This is a genomic window from Inquilinus limosus (genome assembly GCF_002195995.1).
GTDB classification, from domain to species: domain Bacteria; phylum Pseudomonadota; class Alphaproteobacteria; order DSM-16000; family Inquilinaceae; genus Inquilinus; species Inquilinus limosus_C.
The window spans coordinates 1-16,617 of record NZ_NHON01000080.1; the positions used below are offsets into that span (position 1 = coordinate 1).

Sequence of the window (16,617 nt, forward strand, 5' to 3'; positions counted from 1 at the left end):
TCCCCTTGCGGGAGGGGGGTAGGGGGTGGGGGTTCTCTCCGTCCGGATGGGCTCTCGGCGTCGGCGAGTCGCGACTGTATTAGCCAAGCCATACGCGCGCGGACGCGCGCAGAGCCCTCCCCCTGCCCCCCTCCCGCAAGGGGAGGGGGGACAAGAAGAGAGGCGGCCGAGGTGGGCACTCGCAAACGCCTTACTTCACGAACCCCTTCGCCTTCAGGTACTCGGCCGCGACCGCCTGCGGGTCCTCGCCGTCGACCGCGATCTTGCCGTTCAGCTCCTGCAGCGTCTTGAGGTCGAGCGAGGCGAAGACCGGGTCCAGCGCCTCCTTGATCTTGGGGTACTTGGCCAGGGTGTCGGCGCGGACCGTCGCCGCCGGCTCATAGACGATCTGGGCGCCCTTGCTGTCGTCCAGCACCACGAGGCCGACCGAGGAGATGGCGCCGTCGGTGCCGTAGACCATGGCGGTGTTGACGCCGGAGGTCTGCTCTGCCGCCGCGCGGATGGTGGCGGCGGTGTCGCCGCCGGCCAAGGTGACGATCTGGTCCTGGTTCAGCTTGAAGCCGTAGACCGACTGGAAGGAGGGCAGGGCCGCCGGGCTCTCGACGAACTCGGCCGAGGCCGCCAGCTTGACGTCGCCGCCGTCCTTCACCCATTTGGCGAAGTCCTCCAGCGTTTTCAGCTTGTTGCTGTCCGCCACCTCCTGCCGCACCGCCAGGGCCCAGGTGTTGTTGGCCGGGGCCGGGGCCAGCCAGGTGATCTTGTTCTTCTCCGCGTCGAGCTGCTTGACCTTGTCATAGCCCGCCTGCGCGTTCTTCCAGGCCGGATCGGTGTCGATGTTGAAGAAGAAGGCGCCGTTGCCGGTGTATTCCGGATAGATGTCGATCTCGCCGGCCAGAAGGGCGCTGCGGACGATCTTGGTGGTGCCCAGCTGCAGCTTGTTCTCGGTCGGGATGCCGTTGGCGTTCAGCACCTGCAGGATGATGCTGCCCAGCAGGCTGCCCTCGGTGTCGACCTTGGAGCCGACGCGGACCGCATCGGCGGCCATGGCGGCGGAGGCGGAGGCGGCCAGCAGGCCGGCGCCGAGCGCGGCCGCGGCCAGGAGGCGTTGGAACGGGGAGCGGGTCATCGGTGGCTGCCTTCTCAGTTCGGGCCGGACGGAACGGAGGGTTCTCCTCTCCGAATACCTTCGCCGGCTCGCTTGTTCCGGTTGCAGGCAGGCAGCTTAATTGACGTTCGGCAAACGTCAATTCGATAAGGAAAATCTTGGAAAATTTGTAGAAAATGGAGGCAAAGAGACCCTCCCCAAAACTGTCATGCCCGGGCTTGACCCGGGCATCCAGGGTCTGTCGAGACCCTCTGGATTGCCGGGTCAAGCCCGGCAATGACAGGCGGGGCGGAGAGCAGCTTCAGAGATCGTCCGAGAATGCGCTGGCGTGAGTCGGCTGGTGGTGGTTTCGAGAACCGGCGCGCAGCGGACGTTAAAGTCCGTGAGCACCGGAAGCGCAGAAACCGCCTCCAGACGGCCATGCCAGTAGCATTATCAGGCGATCTCTCAGCTCAGGCCCAGGGTGCCGCGCAGCTGCGACAGGTCTTCGGCCAGGGCGGTGATCGGGCCCTTCATGGCGTTGCGGTCGGCATCGGTGACCTTGTCGTAGGTCTCGAAGCCGCCATCCTTGGTCCTGTACTTGGCCAGGATGGCGTCGACCGTCTTGAAGTTGGCGTCGACCTTGTCCAGCAGGGCCTTGTCGCTCTTCTCCAGGATCGGGCGCAGCAGGTCGACGATCTTCTTGGCGCCGTCGACATTGGCCTGGAAGTCCCACAGGTCGGTGTGGCTGTAGCGGTCCTCCTCGCCGGAGATCTTGGTGGCCGCGACCTCCTCGATCAGCGCCGCGGCGCCGCCCACGACCTTGTCCGGCGGGGTGGTCAGCTCCTTGATCCGGCCCTGCAGGTCGATCACGTCGGCCAGAAGCTTGTCGGCGAAGGGCGCCAGCCCATCGGTCGACTTCTTCTCGAACAGCCCGTACTCGATGCGGTGGAAGCCGGTGAACTCCGGATCCGCCTCGTTCTTGGCATGGTCGTCGGCGCGCGAATCGATGCTGCTGTCCAGGTCGCTGAACAGCTCGGCGATCGGCTCGATCCGCTCGTAATAGACGCGGCTCGGGGCGTAGAGGGCCTGGGCCTTCTTCAGGTCGCCGGCCTTCACCGCCGCGGTGAACTGGCGCGTGTGTTCGACGAACTGGTCGACCTCGCCGATGACCCAGGTCTTGTACTTGGCGATCGGCTCGACCAGCTCGAGCGGCGAGGGCGGGGCGGCCATGGCGCCGGACGCGACCAGCAGCGCGGCCGCGCTCAGGCTGAGAGTCAGAATGCGTTTCATAATCAATCCCCTCCTAGGGTAGGACCGGATGACGACAGATCACCCGGTGATCAGGGCCCCTCCGGCCCTCAGGTCGACACGGATTGCAGCAGCCCCTGGCCGAGATAGCCGTCCTTGTCCGGCACCCCGGGCAGGGCGAAGAAATAGCCGCCGCCGGTCGGCTTGATGTATTCCTCCAGCGGCTCGCCGTTCAGCCGTTCCTGCACCGCGATGAAGCCGGCGTTCAGGCTCGCCTGGAAGCAGATGAACAAGAGGCCCATGTCGAGCTGCCCCGACTTGGTGACCCCGCGCGAATAGTTGAACGGCCGGCGCAGGATCAGGCTGTTCGCGGTCTGGTGCGTGCGCGGGTTGGCCAGGCGGATATGGGCGTCCAGCGGCATGGTCTTGCCTTCCGGGTCGCCCGAATAGTCCGGCACGTCGAACTCGGCCTTCTGCCCCAGCGCGGCGCCGGATGCCTTCTCGCGGCCGATGATCGTCTCCTGCTCCTGCAGCGGCGTGCGGTCCCAGCGCTCGACGAAGTTGCGGATGATGCGCACCACCTGATAGCTGCCGCCGGCGGTCCAGGCCGGCTCCTCGCTGCCCGGCCTGATCCAGACCAACCGGTCCATCGCCCCGGCATCGGCCGGGTTCGGGTTGGCGGTGCCGTCCTTGAAGCCCAGCAAGTTGCGCGCCGTCTCCTTGCGGCCGGCGGCGGTGGTCGCGGCGGGCAGGAACCCGTCCAGCTTCCAGCGCAGGCTCAGCAGGTCCGGCGTCGCCTTCAGCACCGCGCGCAGGGCATGGATGTTGGCCTCGGGCGTGTTGGACGAGAACTGCAGCAGCAGGTCGCCATGGCAGTATTCCGGGTCCAGCGCGTCGTTGGAGAAGCTGGTCATCGCCACCAGCTCGCGCGGCTTCACCGCGGCCAGGCCGAAGCGCCCGTCGAACAGCGAGGCGCCGACGGCGGCGGTGACGGTCAGGTTGTCCGGCACGATCACCGGGCCCAGCACGCCGGAATCGGCCGGCGGGAATTTCGGGTCCAGCTCCGGCGGGGTGCCGCCGCCCATCAGGAAGGCGATGCGCTCGGTCAAGGTGCGGAACAGCCGCTCCAGATCCGGCTTCGAGGTCGCCAGCACGTCGAAGGAGGCGACGAGGCCCGCGGCGGGGGAGGGGGTGACGATGCCGGCCTGGTGCTCGCCGTAGAAGGGCTGCACCTGCTGGGCGATCTCGGCGTCGCGGCCGGGCTGGCGCTGACCCGCGACGACCGCGCCGGGCTGCAGGCCCCGGTGNGTCCGGCACGATCACCGGGCCCAGCACGCCGGAATCGGCCGGCGGGAATTTCGGGTCCAGCTCCGGCGSGGTGCCGCCGCCGGCCAGGCCGCGCAGGACGCTGCGGCGGCTCGGGGCGTCGGAGATGGTCTTGCCCTGTTCGTCGGTGGTGGTCATGGCGGTCAGTCCAGTCCCAAGGCGGTGCGCAGCTTCGGCAGGTCGTCGGCCAGGGCCGTCACCGGGGCCTGCAGCCCGGCGCGGTCGTCGCGGGTCAGCGCCAGCCCGGCCGCGGTCAGGTTGCCGTCGATCCGGTCGCTCAGCGCCTTGTCGGCCTTCTGGCTCAGCGGCCGCAGCAGCCCGACGATGCGGGCGACCCCCTCCAGATCCGCCTTGGCGGCATCGGAATCGATGGCCGGGTCGGCGGCCAGGCGGGCGATCACGGTGGCGGCGCCGCCGGCCATCTTCTCCGGCGGGATCGACAGGTCGGCGATCCGGGCCTGCAGCGCCTGCACATCGGCCGCCAGCTTGTCGGCGACGGGCCCGAGCCCGTCGGTCGACCCGCGGGTGACCAGCGCGTATTGCAGCCGGCGGAAGCCGGTGAAGCCCGGGTCGTCCTCCTTCTTCTCGAAATAGTCGGCGCGGGCATCCAGCGCCGTGTCGAGATCGGCGAACAGGTCGGCGATCGGCTTGATCCGCTGGTAGTGGATCCAGGCCGGCACCAGCAGGCTGCGCGCCTGGGCCAGGTCGCCGGCCTTGACCGCGGCGACCAGCGGCGGCGTCGCGTCGGCCAGGGCCTTGGCCTCCTGGGTGACGTACACCTTGTATTCGGCGATCGGCCCGATGAGCTCGATCAGCGACGGCTGCAGCGCCTGGGCCGGGGCGTTCTTCGCCGCGGTCACGGTCAGGGTGCCGCGCGGGTTGCTCAAGAGGCCGCAGGTGATCTGGTAGCTGCCGGGCTCCAGCTTGGCGGTCAGGCTCTGGGTGAAGCCGGGGGCGATGTTCTCGCGCTCCTCCACCACCATCACGCCCTGCAGGATCTCCCACTCCAGCGCGCGGTTGCTGGCGTTCTTGACCTGGAAGGTGACGCGGCCGGCCTCGACCATCAGCTCGTTCGGCTCGCAGCTCTGGGCGGTGATGGTGACGGCGGTGCCGCCCGCGGGGGCCGTCTTGGGCGTGCCGGCGCGGTGCATGGTGGCGTAGACGCCCAGCCCGGCGACGGCGACGGCGAGGATCGCGACGACGCCGATGCCGATCCGGGTGGTGCGCTGCAGGGACGACATTCGGGCCTCAGGCGTTCGATCGCGCCTCCTGCGCCACGCGGCCGCCGCTCAGGAACAGCGGCAGGGTGACGAGGAGGAAGAGGATGTAGACAGCGACCTCGCCGACCGTCGGCGTGTCCTGGTAGCCGAAGATGCCGGCCAGCACCGAGCCCAGCGGCCCGTCGATCGGCAGGATGTGGCTGAGGTCGAAGGCGATCTCCTGCAGGCCGTTCCACAGCCCGGCCTCGTGCAGCGCGCGCAGCGACCCGGCCAGGAGGCCGGCGGCGACCACCAGGATGAACAGCCCGGTCCAGCGGAAGAAGCGCTTCAGGTTCAGCCGGACGCCGAACCAGAAGATGGCGAAGCCGACCGCGACCGCGACGGCCACGCCGGCCAGCGCCCCGATCGGCGCCGCCAGCCCGACATCCTGCTGGAAGGTGGCGAGCAGGAAGAACACCGATTCCAGCCCCTCGCGGGCGACCGCGAAGAAGGCCATGCCGATCAGCGCCAGGCCCTTGGCGTCGTGCCCTTCGAGCGCGGCGTCGACCGAATGCTGCAGCTGCGCCTTGATCGAGCGCGCGGCCTTGCGCATCCAGAACACCATGGATGTCAGGACGAAGACCGCGACCAGCCCGACGATGGCCTCGAACAGCTCCTGCTCGCGCTGCGGGAACTCGGCGCTGAGCAGGTTCAGGACGATGCCGACGGCGATGGAGAGCAGGACGGCGATGGCGATGCCGATCCAGACCAGCGGCATCCATTGCGTTCGCCCGGTCTGGCGCAGGTAACCGGCGATGATGCCGACGATGAGGGCCGCCTCGATGCCCTCGCGCATCATGATCAGGAACGGTACCAGCATCCCGACATCATCCCGAACTCACCGCCGATGCCCGCAGCCAATTGCGAGCAAGAATGCGTATCTCTCGCAGTTCTTCTGCGCCCATCGCCCGGCGTTGTCGAGGCCGCTTCGCTGCGGAATGCGTTAAATTTGTCGTAATCCGGCGGCGATCGAACCGGAACCGGGGCAACGGCGATGCTGTTGGCGGGAGGGAAAGGAGCCCGCCATGCCCGAAACCGGAGCCCCCAAATCCGCCGCTGCGGCCGCCGCGGAGGTGTCAGGATCGAAGTCGACGCGCGCCGCCGCCGAGCTGGACGAGGCCACGGCCGAGACGGAGGCTGCCCGACACGACCTGGAGGCGGATCTCCGCGCGCTGCGCGAGGATGTCGCCCGTCTCGGCGAGACCGTGACGTCGATGGCCCAGGCCCGTGCGAGCGCGCTGGATGAGGTGGTGCATCGCAATCCCTGGTCGGCCGTGGGTGCCGCCGTCTGCGTCGGCTTCTGCCTGGGCCTCAAGGCGCGGCTGTAGGGACTGCGCGGACAGCGCGCCGGGCCGCACCGGCGGCGGCCGGCCGCCACGGGCCGACAGAACCCGCAGGATGGGCCGGCGGGCGTCACCGATGAGCCGTCAGCCGGCCCCTCCCTCCGGCATCCGGGGCGTCTTGAGCCGCACCCCGCGGCCGCCTTCGCGGCTGACCGCATGATCGCCGATCAGCTCGACCCCGGCGCGGTCGAAGGCCTCGACCACCTTGGTCAGCGTGTCGACCACGCCGCGAACGGTCCCCTCGCTGGCCTCCATGCGCTGGATCGTCGGCAGCGACACCCCGGACAGCCCGGCGAGCTGCCGCTGGTCGATGCCGAGCAGCGCGCGGGCGGCCCGCATCTGGGCGGCGGTGATCATGCAGCTTCCTCTGACAGATCTGATGTAACAGCCAGTAAATATGATTTCTGGAGCATCCATATAGATGTTTAGAATCGATATTTCGAGGCCTGTATTACATCACTTCCTGTCGCGGCCGGCGGCGGGCCGCCATCCGACCATGCTTCTTCGCCCGGGGAAAGGTCGGAACGAGGCCGCGGCCGCGTCAGGGCTGCCCCGATGTCCGGCCACGGTCCCAGCGGATCTCGTCCACCTGGGTCTGGATGTGATCGAGCTGCTTCCGGATCGCCGCCGCATGGTCCAGGAGCTTGGCCACCGCGGCGAGGACGAGTGCCAGGACGAGCGACTGCAGCCCGGCCTCGGGCCTCGCGCCAGAGCGGCCCAGGATGGCGATGACGATGGCGAGCACGCCGATCACCGCCAGCAGTCCGGCGATGATCTTCAGCAGAATGGACATTGATCCCCTCCCGATGTCTGTCGGGAGCGAGGCTATCGCTCCGACCCGGCCGCGCGCCATGGCTGTCGAGCCGGAGAAGCTGTTTGGATTGGGCATTTATAGTTTGTGAAAACTAAATATGCACATTTGGTGGTTGCCGATCAGCCCGCATATCACCACGTTCCGCGCTCGCCGCCCTGGGGCAGGGCCCGGCCCGAACAAGCAGGTTGACGGATCCCGTGCAGACCACATCCTTCCAGGCCACCCGCCGCCCTGACGAGGCGTGCGGCACCCACCGCGCGGGGGACGCATGACCTCGACCTTCGATTTCGACTATTTCCTGTCGGCCTTCCCGCTGATCCTGCCCTACCTGCCGGTGACGCTGCTGATCGCCTTCAGCGCCATGGCCTTCGGCCTGGTCATCGGCACCGGCGCGGCGCTGATCCGGATCTACCGGATCCCGGTGCTGCGGCAGCTGGCGACGCTCTACATCTCCTTCATCCGCGGCACGCCGCTGCTGGTGCAGATCTACCTCGCCTATTACGGCATCCCGAAGCTGCTGCAGTATGTGAACATGCAGCTGGGCACCGAGATCGACGTCAACCGGGTGCCGGCGCTGGTCTTCGTCATCTTCAGCTGCGCCGTCAATGTCGGCGCCTATCTGTCGGAGGCGATCCGCTCGGCCCTGCTGTCGATCGACCGCGGCCAGGCCGAGGCCGCCTATTCGATCGGCATGACGCCGTTCCAGGCGATGCGCCGGATCATCCTGCCCCAGGCGCTGGCCGTGGCGCTGCCCAATCTGGGCAACAGCTTCATCAGCCTGATCAAGGACACATCGCTGGCCTTCCTGATCGCGGTGGTCGACATCATGGCCGCGGCCAAGATCATCGGCGGCCGGTCGCTGCGCTTCTTCGAGCTCTACCTGGCGGTCGCGGTGATCTACTGGGTGATCTGCATCCTGATCGAGATCGGCATGCGGCGCTGGGAGGCCTATCTGACCCGCGGCCGCCGGGATATCGCGGCATGATAGCGATCCGCGACATCCGCAAATCGTTCAAGGGCCAGGTCGTGGTCGACGGCATCGGCCTCGATGTCGACCGCGGCGGCATCGTCTCGATCCTCGGCCCCTCCGGCTCGGGCAAGTCGACCTTCCTGCGCTGCCTGAACCGGCTGGAGACGCCGGATGCGGGCACCATCGACATGTCCGGCGACCGCTACGACCTGGCAAAGCTGGATAGCCGCCGGCTGCAGTCGCTGCGCATGCGCATCGGCATGGTGTTCCAGAACTACAACCTGTTCCGCCACAAGACGGCGATTGAGAACATCCTCGAGGGCCTGCTGGTGGTGAAGCGTCTGCCGCGGCGCGAGGCGCAGGAGATCGCGGAGCATCACCTCGCCCTGATGGGGCTGGCCGACAAGGCGGCGCAATACCCGTCCTCGCTGTCCGGCGGCCAGCAGCAGCGCGTGGCCATCGCCCGCACCCTGGCGATGGCGCCGGAGCTGATCCTGTTCGACGAGCCGACCAGCGCCTTGGATCCGGAGCACACCGGCGAGGTGCTGGAGGCGATCCGCAAGGCGGCGGGCCAAGGCATCCCGATGATCATCGTCACGCATGAGATGGGCTTCGCCCGCGAGATCTCGAGCCAGGTGCTGTTCATCGACGGCGGCCGCGTGATCGAGCAGGGCGACCCGAAATCGCTGTTCGGCAACCCGCAGCAGCAGCGCACGCGGGACTTCCTCAAGAACTATCTGCGGTCCTTCAGCTTCGACATCTGAGAGCCCGTTTGACAATGCTACTGATGCGGCCGTCTGACGGCGGTTTCTCCGCTTCCGGTGCTCACGGGCCAACGCCCGCTGCGCTCCGGTTCTCGAAACCACCGCCAGCCGACTCACATCAGCGCATTCTCAAACGGGCTCTGGGGACCGTGCAGAGATCAATCGAGAGCATGATGGAGAGAACGATGCGACAAAGTCTGGCCAAGGGGGCCGCGGCGGCCCTGATGGCGCTGACCCTGGCGGCGGCTCCCGCGGTCGCGCAGGAGACGGTGCGGGTCGGGACGGAGGGCACCTACGCGCCCTTCACCTACCAGGACGACAGCGGCAAGCTGACCGGCTACGACGTCGAGGTGCTGCGCCTGGTCGAGGCCAAGGTGCCCGACCTGACGTTCGAGTTCGTGCCGCAGCCCTGGGACAGCATGTTCCTGGGCCTGGAGGCCGGCAAATACGACATCGTGGCCAATGAGATCTCGAAGACGCCGGAGCGGGAGACCAAGTTCCTGTTCTCCGACGTCGCCTATTTCCACAGCGGCTCGGCCATCATCGTCAAGAAGGGCGTCACCGGCATTCACAGCCTGGACGATTTGAAGGGCAAGGTGGTCGGCGCCGGCACGGGCAGCGAGCACACCAAGCTGGTCGAGACTTATCTCGCCGCCCATCCGGGCGCGTTCGAGATCCGCTACTATGACGGCAACGTCACGCCGGTGCTGCTGGACATCGCCGAGGGCCGGATCGACGCCCATGTCAACGACCCGATCGTGGCCAAGGAGCATGCCGACAAGCTGGGCCTGCCGGTCGAGGTGACCGGCGACCTGCTGGCCAAGGTCCCGTCCTATTTCGTGTTCCGCAAGGACGCCAAGGGCGAGGCGCTGAAGGCCAAGGTCGACGCCGCTTTGACCGCGCTGAAGGCCGACGGCTCGCTGGCGAAGCTGTCGCAGCAATGGTTCGGCCAGGACTACACGGCGGACTGAAGCCAGCCGTCTTAAGGATCGGCTCTCAACCCTTTCCTCGTCATGGCGAGGAGCGCAGCGACGTGGCCATCCAGGGGCCGGTGCGAGCGGCCCTGGATGGCCACGCCCCTGCGGGGCTCGCCATGACGGATCAATATTCGGTCGGAGGTAGTAAGGGGGCGGGCCTGAACGCCCGCCCCTCCGGCCTTACTGCGCCGCGGGCAGGTTCAGCGCGGCGGTCAGGTCGCCCAGCGGCGGGTTGCCGTTGGCGGCGATGCCCGCGTCGCGCGCCGCAATGCCGGCCAGCACCGGCAGTCCGAAGCGGTGGGTGATGAAGCGCAGGATCGAGGTCGTGTCGTAGGCCGTATGGTCGACATAGCCTTTCTTGGCGAAGGGCGAGACGATGATCGCCGGGATGCGGGTGCCCGGGCCCCAGCGGTCGCCCTTCGGCGGCGCCACATGGTCCCAGAACCCGCCATTCTCGTCATAGGTCACCACCACCAGCATGTGCGGCCATTGCGGGCTCTTCTGCAGATGGTCGATCAGCATGGCGAGATGGGCGTCGCCCGAGGCCACGTCGGCGTAGCCGGCATGCTCGTTCAGGTTGCCCTGCGGCTTGTAGAAGGTGACCTGCGGCAGCGTGCCGGCGTCGATCGCCTTGACCAGCTCGGCCCCGTCCAGCCCGCCGTCGCGCAGATGCTCCTGCCGAGCGGCGGTGCCGGGCGCGAAGTTGGCGAAGTAGTTGAATGGCTGGTGGTGGTACTGGAAGGCCGGCACCGGCGTCTGGTTGCCATGGTCCAGCACCGACTGCCAGGCGCCGGAATACCAGGCCCAGCTGATCCCCTTGGCGCTCAGCAGGTCGCCGATGGTGATCTCGGTCTGCGGCGGCAGCGTGGTCGGCGCCTTCGGGTCGGCCAGGGCCGGGTCGCCACCCTCGGCCGGCTTGTTGGCGCTCGGCTGGTAGGGCGGCTGCATCGTGTTCACGGCGAAGAAGTCCGGCGTCAGGTTGCCGTCGGCCACGAATTTCGGGATGCCGTCCATCGCCGATTTCGGCGCGTTCGGCGCCACGGCCAGGCTGACGCCGTCCGGATTGACCACGGCGATCGAGGGCTTGGCCGCAGCGGTGTCGGCGTCCGGGTAGCGGGCGACGCAGGCGCAGGCCAGCCAGATGTGGTTCATGTACGAGCCGCCGAAGGCCCCCATGAAGAAATGGTCGGCCAGCGTGTATTGCTGGGCGATCTTCCACATCGCCATCTTCGAGCCGTCGAGATGGCCCATCACCTCGGCGCCGGCATCGGCCCAGGCGACAAACTTGTCGTTCCGGCCGCCATTGATCTGCATCTGGTTCTGGTAGAAGCGATGCCAGAGATCGTGGGTGATGGTGCCGACCGAGACGTTCAGCCCCTGCGGATCATCCATGGCAAAGGGCGCGTTCGGCAGGTGCTCGGTCTGCGCCTGGGTCACCGGCGGCGTCACGCCCTTGGCGGTCAGCCCGTCCCACACCGGCGGCAGCTCCTTCAGCGCCGTGCCGTCGCGGTCCAGCTGGGTCCTGGACGTGTCCGTAGCGTTCGCCAGCCCGTCGGCGCCCGGGAAGGCGCCGTACAGATTGTCGAAGCTGCGGTTCTCGGCATAGATCACGACGACGGTGTCGATGGCGCGCAGCGCCCTGGTCTGGGCGGTGTCGGCGCTGCCCGGCGCGTCCGCGGCGAACACCGGCGGTGCGATCAGCCCGGCGGCGCCGACCGCGAGGGCGGTGGCGATCAGTTTGTGCATGCGGCTCCCCATTGGCTCCCGGTGCGATGCCCGGTGGCTAGTCCCCTTCCGCCGGCCAGCACTCGCGCGAAGCGGGCTGTCGCTCAAGTGAAACTTTTTCGGCATAGATAGGCGTCTGCGGGCCGGCTTCGGCGCCGCGTCACGCAGATCACGGGATGGCCGGAATGGCGTTGCGAACGGGTCGCTGGTGGGTGGTGGGCGGCAGCCTGGCCGTGATGGCGCTGACGGTCTCGGTCTCGATCCCTGGCGCCACGGCCGGAAGCCGTCCGGAGGGCGGCCTGCCGCGCGCCGAGGTGCGACGCCAGGCCGAGGAGCTGACAGCGCTGGGCCGCGCCATGTTCATCGACCCGTCGCTGTCGGCCTCGGGCAAGCTGTCCTGCAGCTCCTGCCACGACCCGCAGCACGGCTTCGGCCCGACCAATGCGCAGCCGGTGCAGATGGGCGGCGGCGACATGGCCAGGCCCGGCGTGCGGGCGGTGCCGTCGCTGACCTACCTCCAGGCCGTGCCGCCCTTCACCGAGCATTTCTTCGACTCGGAGGATGATTCCGACGAGAGCGTCGACAACGGCCCGACCGGTGGCCTGACCTGGGACGGGCGGGTCGACCGCGGCGCCGACCAGGCGGCGATCCCGCTGCTCTCGGATTTCGAGATGGGCAATACCGGCCCCGACGCGGTCGTCGCCAAGGCGCTGGCCGCCGGCTATGGCGCCGCGCTGCAGCATATCTACGGCGCCGATGTGCTGAACGACCGCAAGGCGCTCTATGCCGGCATCCTCAAGGCCTTCGAGGTCTATGAGCAGGACGCCGCCAGCTTCTACCCCTACAGCAGCAAATACGATGCCTGGCTGGCCGGCGCGGCGACGCTGACGGCGCAGGAGGCGCGTGGCCTCGACCTGTTCAACGACCCGGCCAAGGGCAACTGCGCCGAATGCCATATCAGCCAGCGCGGCAATGACGGCACGCCGCCGCAATTCAGCGATTACGGCCAGATCGCCATCGCCCTGCCGCGGAACATGCAGATCCCGGCCAATGCCGACCCGTCGTATTTCGATCTCGGCGTCTGCGGGCCGCAGCGCACCGACCTGAAGGACCGTCCGGAGTATTGCGGCCTGTTCCGCACGCCCAGCCTGCGCAACGTGGCGCTGCGCCGGACCTTCTTCCACAACGGCGTGTTCCACAGCCTGCACGACGCCGTGGCCTTCTACGTGACGCGCGAGACCGACCCCGGCCGCTGGTATCCGCGCAACCCGGATGGCAGCGTGCGGGTCTATGACGACCTGCCGGCCCAGTATGCGGAGAACATCAACCGCGACCCGCCCTTCGACCGCCACCTGGGCGATGCGCCGGCCCTGACCGAGGCCGAGATCGACGATGTCGTCGCCTTCCTGAAGACCCTCACGGACGGTTACAAGCCGCCGTCCTGAGCAGAGAGCAGCCAGCCTTCCCCCTCACCCTCCCGCCGCAAGCGGCGGGCCCCTCCCTCTCCCCGAGGAGAGGGAGATCGGAGCCGCGGCCCTCTTACCTCTCCTTGGGGAGAGGTCGAAATCGCATGGCGATTTCGGGGGGCGCTGGCCTCTCCGGTTCGCCGGGCACTGACAGGTGGCCAGCGCGACACGGCGCCGCGCCGTCGATTGCCGCGCCCAACGGCCGGTCCCATATCAGCGGCGGAAGGGGATGCCCGCGGCAGCGGGCCCGACCGGAGAGCTGCAATGACACCCCAGGAACGCGAGCTGCTGACCAACCTGGTCGCCCGGCTGAAGCAGGCGCCGCCCGCCGAGAAGGACGAGGAGGCGGCGGCGATGATCCGGGGCCTGGTCCGCGACCTGCCCGACACGCCTTACACCCTGGCCCAGACCGTGCTGATCCAGGACTATGCCCTGCATCAGGCCCAGTCGCGGATCGCGGAGCTGGAGCGCCAGGCCCAGCCGCAGGCCGGCGGCGGCAGCTTCCTCGGCGCCATCTTCGGCAGCGCCGCGCCCTCGCGCCCGCAGCCGGCGCCGCAGCCCCAGGCCTACACCCAGGCGCCCCCGGCCTACGCCCAGCCCCAGCCCGGTCCTTGGGGTGGGGGCGGGCCCTTCGCCCAGTCTTCCGGCCCGTCCTTCCTGCGCAGCGCCGCCGCCACGGCGGCCGGTGTCGCCGGCGGCGCGCTGCTGTTCCAGACCGTCGAATCCCTGTTCGGCGGCCATGGCGGCTGGGGCGGCCTCGGCGGCGCGGGCTTCAGCGGCCCGGCGCCCGGCCTGACCGAGACCGTGGTCAACAACTACTATGGCGATGCGGCCTCCGGCGCCGACGGCAACGACCTGCGCGACACCGACGCGACGCTGCAGGACGATGGCGGGCAGGGCGTCACCGATGCCGACTACCAGGATGACGGCGGCCAGGACGATTTCGGCGGCGACGATTTCGGTGGCGGCGGCGACGACACGGTCGGCGCCTGACGGCCGGGCGGCCGCCTATGCCCCCGTGCCGGGGAAGACATGGGCGCCGCCGACCACCGCGATCCGCACCCGGGCGCCGACCGCCGGCAGGCCCAGCGACGGCCGGCGCAGCAGCAGCCGGTCGCCGCCGGCGTCCAGCAGCCGCACGGTGACGCTGCACAGCGCGCCGGCGAAGTCGATCTCCATCACCTCGCCCGGCGCGCCCTCGGCGGCGTGACCCTCATCGGCCAGCACCAGCTGCTCGGGCCGCAGCATGATCCGGCTCTGGCCGCTGCGCTCGTCATCGACCCTGATCCGGCCCAGCGCGCAGTCGGCCCAGCCCGCTTCCAGCCAGGCCGGCAGCACGATGGCCTCGCCCAGGAACTCGGCGATCATCGGGTCCTTCGGCCGCAGATACAGCTCGCGCGGCGGCCCTACCTGCAGCAGCCGGCCGGCCCGCATCACCGCCACCTGGTCGGCGAAGGACAGCGCCTCGGCCTGGTCATGCGTGACCATGATCGTGGTGATGCCGGCGGATGCCAGCAGCGCCGCCACCGCCTTGCGCGTGCTGGCCCGCAGGCCGGTGTCGAGCGCCGAGAACGGCTCGTCCAGCAGCATCAGCCGCGGCCGGCGGGCCAGCGCCCGGGCCAGCGCGACCCGCTGCTGCTGCCCGCCGGACAACTGGTCCGGCCGGCGCGTCAGCATGGCGGGGTCCAGCTCCACCATCGCCAGCAGCTCGGCGATGCGCTCGGCCCGGTGCGGCGCCCGCCGGGGCAGGCCGAAGCCGATATTGTCGGCGACGCTCAGATGCGGGAACAGGGCGCCGTCCTGCGCCACGAGGCCGATGCCGCGCAGATGGGCCGGCATCGCCGCCGGGCCGTCGGCCAGCACCTGGCCGTCCAGCGTCACCCGGCCGGCATCCGGCGCCTCGAAGCCGGCGATGATGCGCAGCAGCGTCGACTTGCCGGAGCCCGAGGGGCCGAGGATGGCGGTCCGGCTGCCGGCCGGCACCGCCAGGTCGACGCCGTCCAGCGCCGTCACCGCGCCGTAGCGCCGGCTGACGCCGCGGAGGTCGAGGGCGCTCATCGTCCGGCGGTCCGTTTCGACTGGACGTAGAGCAGCCAGGTCAGGGGCAGGGAGATCAGGATCATCAGCAAGGCATAGGGCGCGGCGGCGGCATAGTCGATCTCGCCGCTGTAGGACCAGAAGGCGGTGGCCAGGGTGCGGGTGCCGTTCGGCGCCAGCATCTGGGTCGCGGTCAGCTCGTTGGCGATGCCCAGCGCCACCAGCGCCATGCCGGCGGCGGCGCCCGGCGCGGCCAGGCGGATGGTCACCGACCATAGTGCCCGGCCGGGCGACCGGCCCAGGCTGGCGGCGGCATGCTCCAGCTCCACCGGCGCCTGGGCGATGCTGGCGCGCAGCCCGATCAGCGCCCGCGGCAGGAACATCAGCAGATAGGCCAGCAGCACGGTGGCCGCGGTCTGGTACAGCGGCAGCGCGACCCGCACGGTGACGGTGACCAGGGCCAGCGCGATCACCACGCCGGGCAGCGACCCGACGATGTAGTTGCAGGCCTCCAGCACCCGCTGCAGCCGCCCCGGCCGGCGGACCGACAGCCAGGCCATCGGGATCGCGGCCACGGTGGTGATGACGCCGCCGGCGACGGCGAAGGCGGCCGTCTGCCACAAGGCGGGCCAGATCTCGTCCAGCTTCCAGATCGCCGCCCCGCCGGCGGCCAGCCACTGGCCCAGGGTGATCAGCGGCACGCCCAGCGACAGCGCCGCGGCCGCCGCCGGCAGCAGCAGGCAGGGCAGGGTCATCCGGCCCAGCCGCGTGCGCTTCGGCTGGCGGGCGGCGCCCGAGCCGATGCGGGCGTAGCGGGTGCGGCCGCGCAGCGCGGAATCGAGCCACAGCAGGCCGAGGCAGCAGACCACCAGCACCCCGGCCAGCATGTTGGCGGCCGGGCCGTTATAGGTCGACTGGAACTGGTCGATGATCGCGGTGGTGAAGGTGTCGAACCGGATCATCACGAACAGGCCGTACTCGGCCAGCAGGTGCAGCCCGACCAGCAGCCCGCCGCCCAGCAGCGCCAGCCGCAGCTGCGGCAGCACCACGCGCAGGAACACGCGGCCGGGCGGGACGCCCAGCGACGCCGCCGCATCCTCCAGCCCGGGGTCGAGCCGGCGCAGCGCGGCCGAGACCGGCAGGTACAGCAGGGGGGAATAGGCGATGGTCGAGACCAGCACGGCGGCGAACAGCCCGTTCAGGCGGGGGACCAGGCTGATCCAGGCATAGGAATGGACGAAGGCCGGCACCGCCAGTGGCGCCACGGCCAGCCAGGACCAGATCCGGGCGCCCGGCAGGTCGCTGCGCTCGGTCAGCCAGGCCATCGCCACCGCCAGGGCGGCGCAGATCGGCACGGTCAGCACCACCAGCAGCGCGGTGTTGACCAGGATCTCGCCCACCCGCGGCCGGAAGATCAGGGCCGACGCCGTGTCCCAGCCGGTCTGGATCGTCACCCAGACGACAAAGCCCAGCGGCAGCAGCGCGGCGAGCGAGACCAGAACGGCCGCGCCCGCCATCGCCGGCAGGAAGGGGCGGCGCCAGCGGAGGCCCGCCGCGAAGGCGGGCAGCCCCGGCCGGCGCCCGAGCGACGCCTCGGTCAC

Annotated in this window: 16 protein-coding genes; 6 read left to right on the plus strand and 10 right to left on the minus strand. The window is 69.5% G+C overall.

All coding sequences use genetic code 11. The features are described from left to right. Positions 1 to 190: 190 nt before the first annotated feature. The 5 genes from osmF to efeU form a co-directional block, all read right to left on the minus strand. Positions 191 to 1,126, minus strand: coding sequence for a glycine betaine ABC transporter substrate-binding protein OsmF (osmF, locus tag BWR60_RS28050; protein WP_088155219.1), 936 nt, complete (start codon positions 1,124 to 1,126; stop codon positions 191 to 193). Positions 1,127 to 1,552: 426 nt separating this feature from the next. Continuing rightward, on the minus strand, positions 1,553 to 2,377 hold the full coding sequence (gene efeO / locus BWR60_RS28055) for an iron uptake system protein EfeO (RefSeq protein WP_088155221.1): 825 nt from the start codon (positions 2,375 to 2,377) through the stop codon (positions 1,553 to 1,555). Between the two features lie 68 nt (positions 2,378 to 2,445). Beyond that, a complete protein-coding gene (efeB, locus tag BWR60_RS28060; protein ID WP_088155223.1) occupies positions 2,446 to 3,633 on the minus strand; it encodes an iron uptake transporter deferrochelatase/peroxidase subunit in 1,188 nt (395 codons plus the stop codon). Between the two features lie 171 nt (positions 3,634 to 3,804). Then, positions 3,805 to 4,902 carry an iron uptake system protein EfeO gene (gene efeO, locus BWR60_RS28065; RefSeq protein ID WP_218823715.1) on the minus strand — a complete coding sequence of 366 codons (1,098 nt, stop codon included), beginning with the start codon at positions 4,900 to 4,902 and terminating at the stop codon, positions 3,805 to 3,807. Positions 4,903 to 4,909: 7 nt separating this feature from the next. Continuing rightward, the gene (efeU, locus tag BWR60_RS28070; protein WP_088155225.1) at positions 4,910 to 5,740 is read right to left on the minus strand and encodes an iron uptake transporter permease EfeU; all 831 of its coding nucleotides are present in this window, start codon (positions 5,738 to 5,740) and stop codon (positions 4,910 to 4,912) included. Between the two features lie 205 nt (positions 5,741 to 5,945). Between efeU and BWR60_RS28075 the strand changes: the two genes are divergently transcribed. Further along, positions 5,946 to 6,248 carry a DUF883 family protein gene (locus BWR60_RS28075; RefSeq protein ID WP_088155227.1) on the plus strand — a complete coding sequence of 101 codons (303 nt, stop codon included), beginning with the start codon at positions 5,946 to 5,948 and terminating at the stop codon, positions 6,246 to 6,248. Between the two features lie 99 nt (positions 6,249 to 6,347). On the opposite strand, the gene BWR60_RS28080 is transcribed toward BWR60_RS28075, so the two are convergent. Both BWR60_RS28080 and BWR60_RS28085 read right to left on the minus strand, forming a co-directional pair. Then, the gene (locus BWR60_RS28080) at positions 6,348 to 6,620 is read right to left on the minus strand and encodes a helix-turn-helix domain-containing protein (RefSeq protein ID WP_088155230.1); all 273 of its coding nucleotides are present in this window, start codon (positions 6,618 to 6,620) and stop codon (positions 6,348 to 6,350) included. Between the two features lie 184 nt (positions 6,621 to 6,804). Further along, complete coding sequence (locus BWR60_RS28085) at positions 6,805 to 7,056, minus strand: hypothetical protein (RefSeq protein ID WP_088155232.1); 252 nt, start codon at positions 7,054 to 7,056, stop codon at positions 6,805 to 6,807. 289 nt (positions 7,057 to 7,345) lie between these two features. Between BWR60_RS28085 and BWR60_RS28090 the strand changes: the two genes are divergently transcribed. The 3 genes from BWR60_RS28090 to BWR60_RS28100 all read left to right on the plus strand — a co-directional run bounded on the left by BWR60_RS28090 (position 7,346) and on the right by BWR60_RS28100 (position 9,782). Continuing rightward, positions 7,346 to 8,062, plus strand: coding sequence for an amino acid ABC transporter permease (locus BWR60_RS28090; protein ID WP_088155234.1), 717 nt, complete (start codon positions 7,346 to 7,348; stop codon positions 8,060 to 8,062). After that, the gene (locus BWR60_RS28095; RefSeq protein WP_088155236.1) at positions 8,059 to 8,811 is read left to right on the plus strand and encodes an amino acid ABC transporter ATP-binding protein; all 753 of its coding nucleotides are present in this window, start codon (positions 8,059 to 8,061) and stop codon (positions 8,809 to 8,811) included. Before BWR60_RS28090 ends, BWR60_RS28095 begins: the two co-directional genes overlap by 4 nt. Before the next feature lie 185 nt (positions 8,812 to 8,996). Beyond that, on the plus strand, positions 8,997 to 9,782 hold the full coding sequence (locus tag BWR60_RS28100) for a transporter substrate-binding domain-containing protein (protein WP_179221980.1): 786 nt from the start codon (positions 8,997 to 8,999) through the stop codon (positions 9,780 to 9,782). Between the two features lie 186 nt (positions 9,783 to 9,968). On the opposite strand, the gene BWR60_RS28105 is transcribed toward BWR60_RS28100, so the two are convergent. Next, positions 9,969 to 11,534 carry an acid phosphatase gene (locus BWR60_RS28105; protein ID WP_088155240.1) on the minus strand — a complete coding sequence of 522 codons (1,566 nt, stop codon included), beginning with the start codon at positions 11,532 to 11,534 and terminating at the stop codon, positions 9,969 to 9,971. 164 nt (positions 11,535 to 11,698) lie between these two features. Here BWR60_RS28105 and BWR60_RS28110 point away from each other — a divergent pair, with 164 nt between their 5' ends. After that, positions 11,699 to 12,958, plus strand: a complete 1,260-nt coding sequence (locus BWR60_RS28110) for a cytochrome-c peroxidase (protein WP_088155242.1) — start codon at positions 11,699 to 11,701, stop codon at positions 12,956 to 12,958. A gap of 285 nt (positions 12,959 to 13,243) precedes the next feature. Beyond that, positions 13,244 to 13,972: a DUF2076 domain-containing protein gene (locus BWR60_RS28115; protein ID WP_088155244.1), complete on the plus strand. Its 729-nt coding sequence runs from the start codon at positions 13,244 to 13,246 to the stop codon at positions 13,970 to 13,972. Positions 13,973 to 13,987: 15 nt separating this feature from the next. On the opposite strand, the gene BWR60_RS28120 is transcribed toward BWR60_RS28115, so the two are convergent. Both BWR60_RS28120 and BWR60_RS28125 read right to left on the minus strand, forming a co-directional pair. Beyond that, positions 13,988 to 15,037: an ABC transporter ATP-binding protein gene (locus BWR60_RS28120; RefSeq protein ID WP_088155246.1), complete on the minus strand. Its 1,050-nt coding sequence runs from the start codon at positions 15,035 to 15,037 to the stop codon at positions 13,988 to 13,990. Continuing rightward, a complete protein-coding gene (locus BWR60_RS28125) occupies positions 15,034 to 16,617 on the minus strand; it encodes an ABC transporter permease (RefSeq protein ID WP_230983209.1) in 1,584 nt (527 codons plus the stop codon). Before BWR60_RS28125 ends, BWR60_RS28120 begins: the two co-directional genes overlap by 4 nt.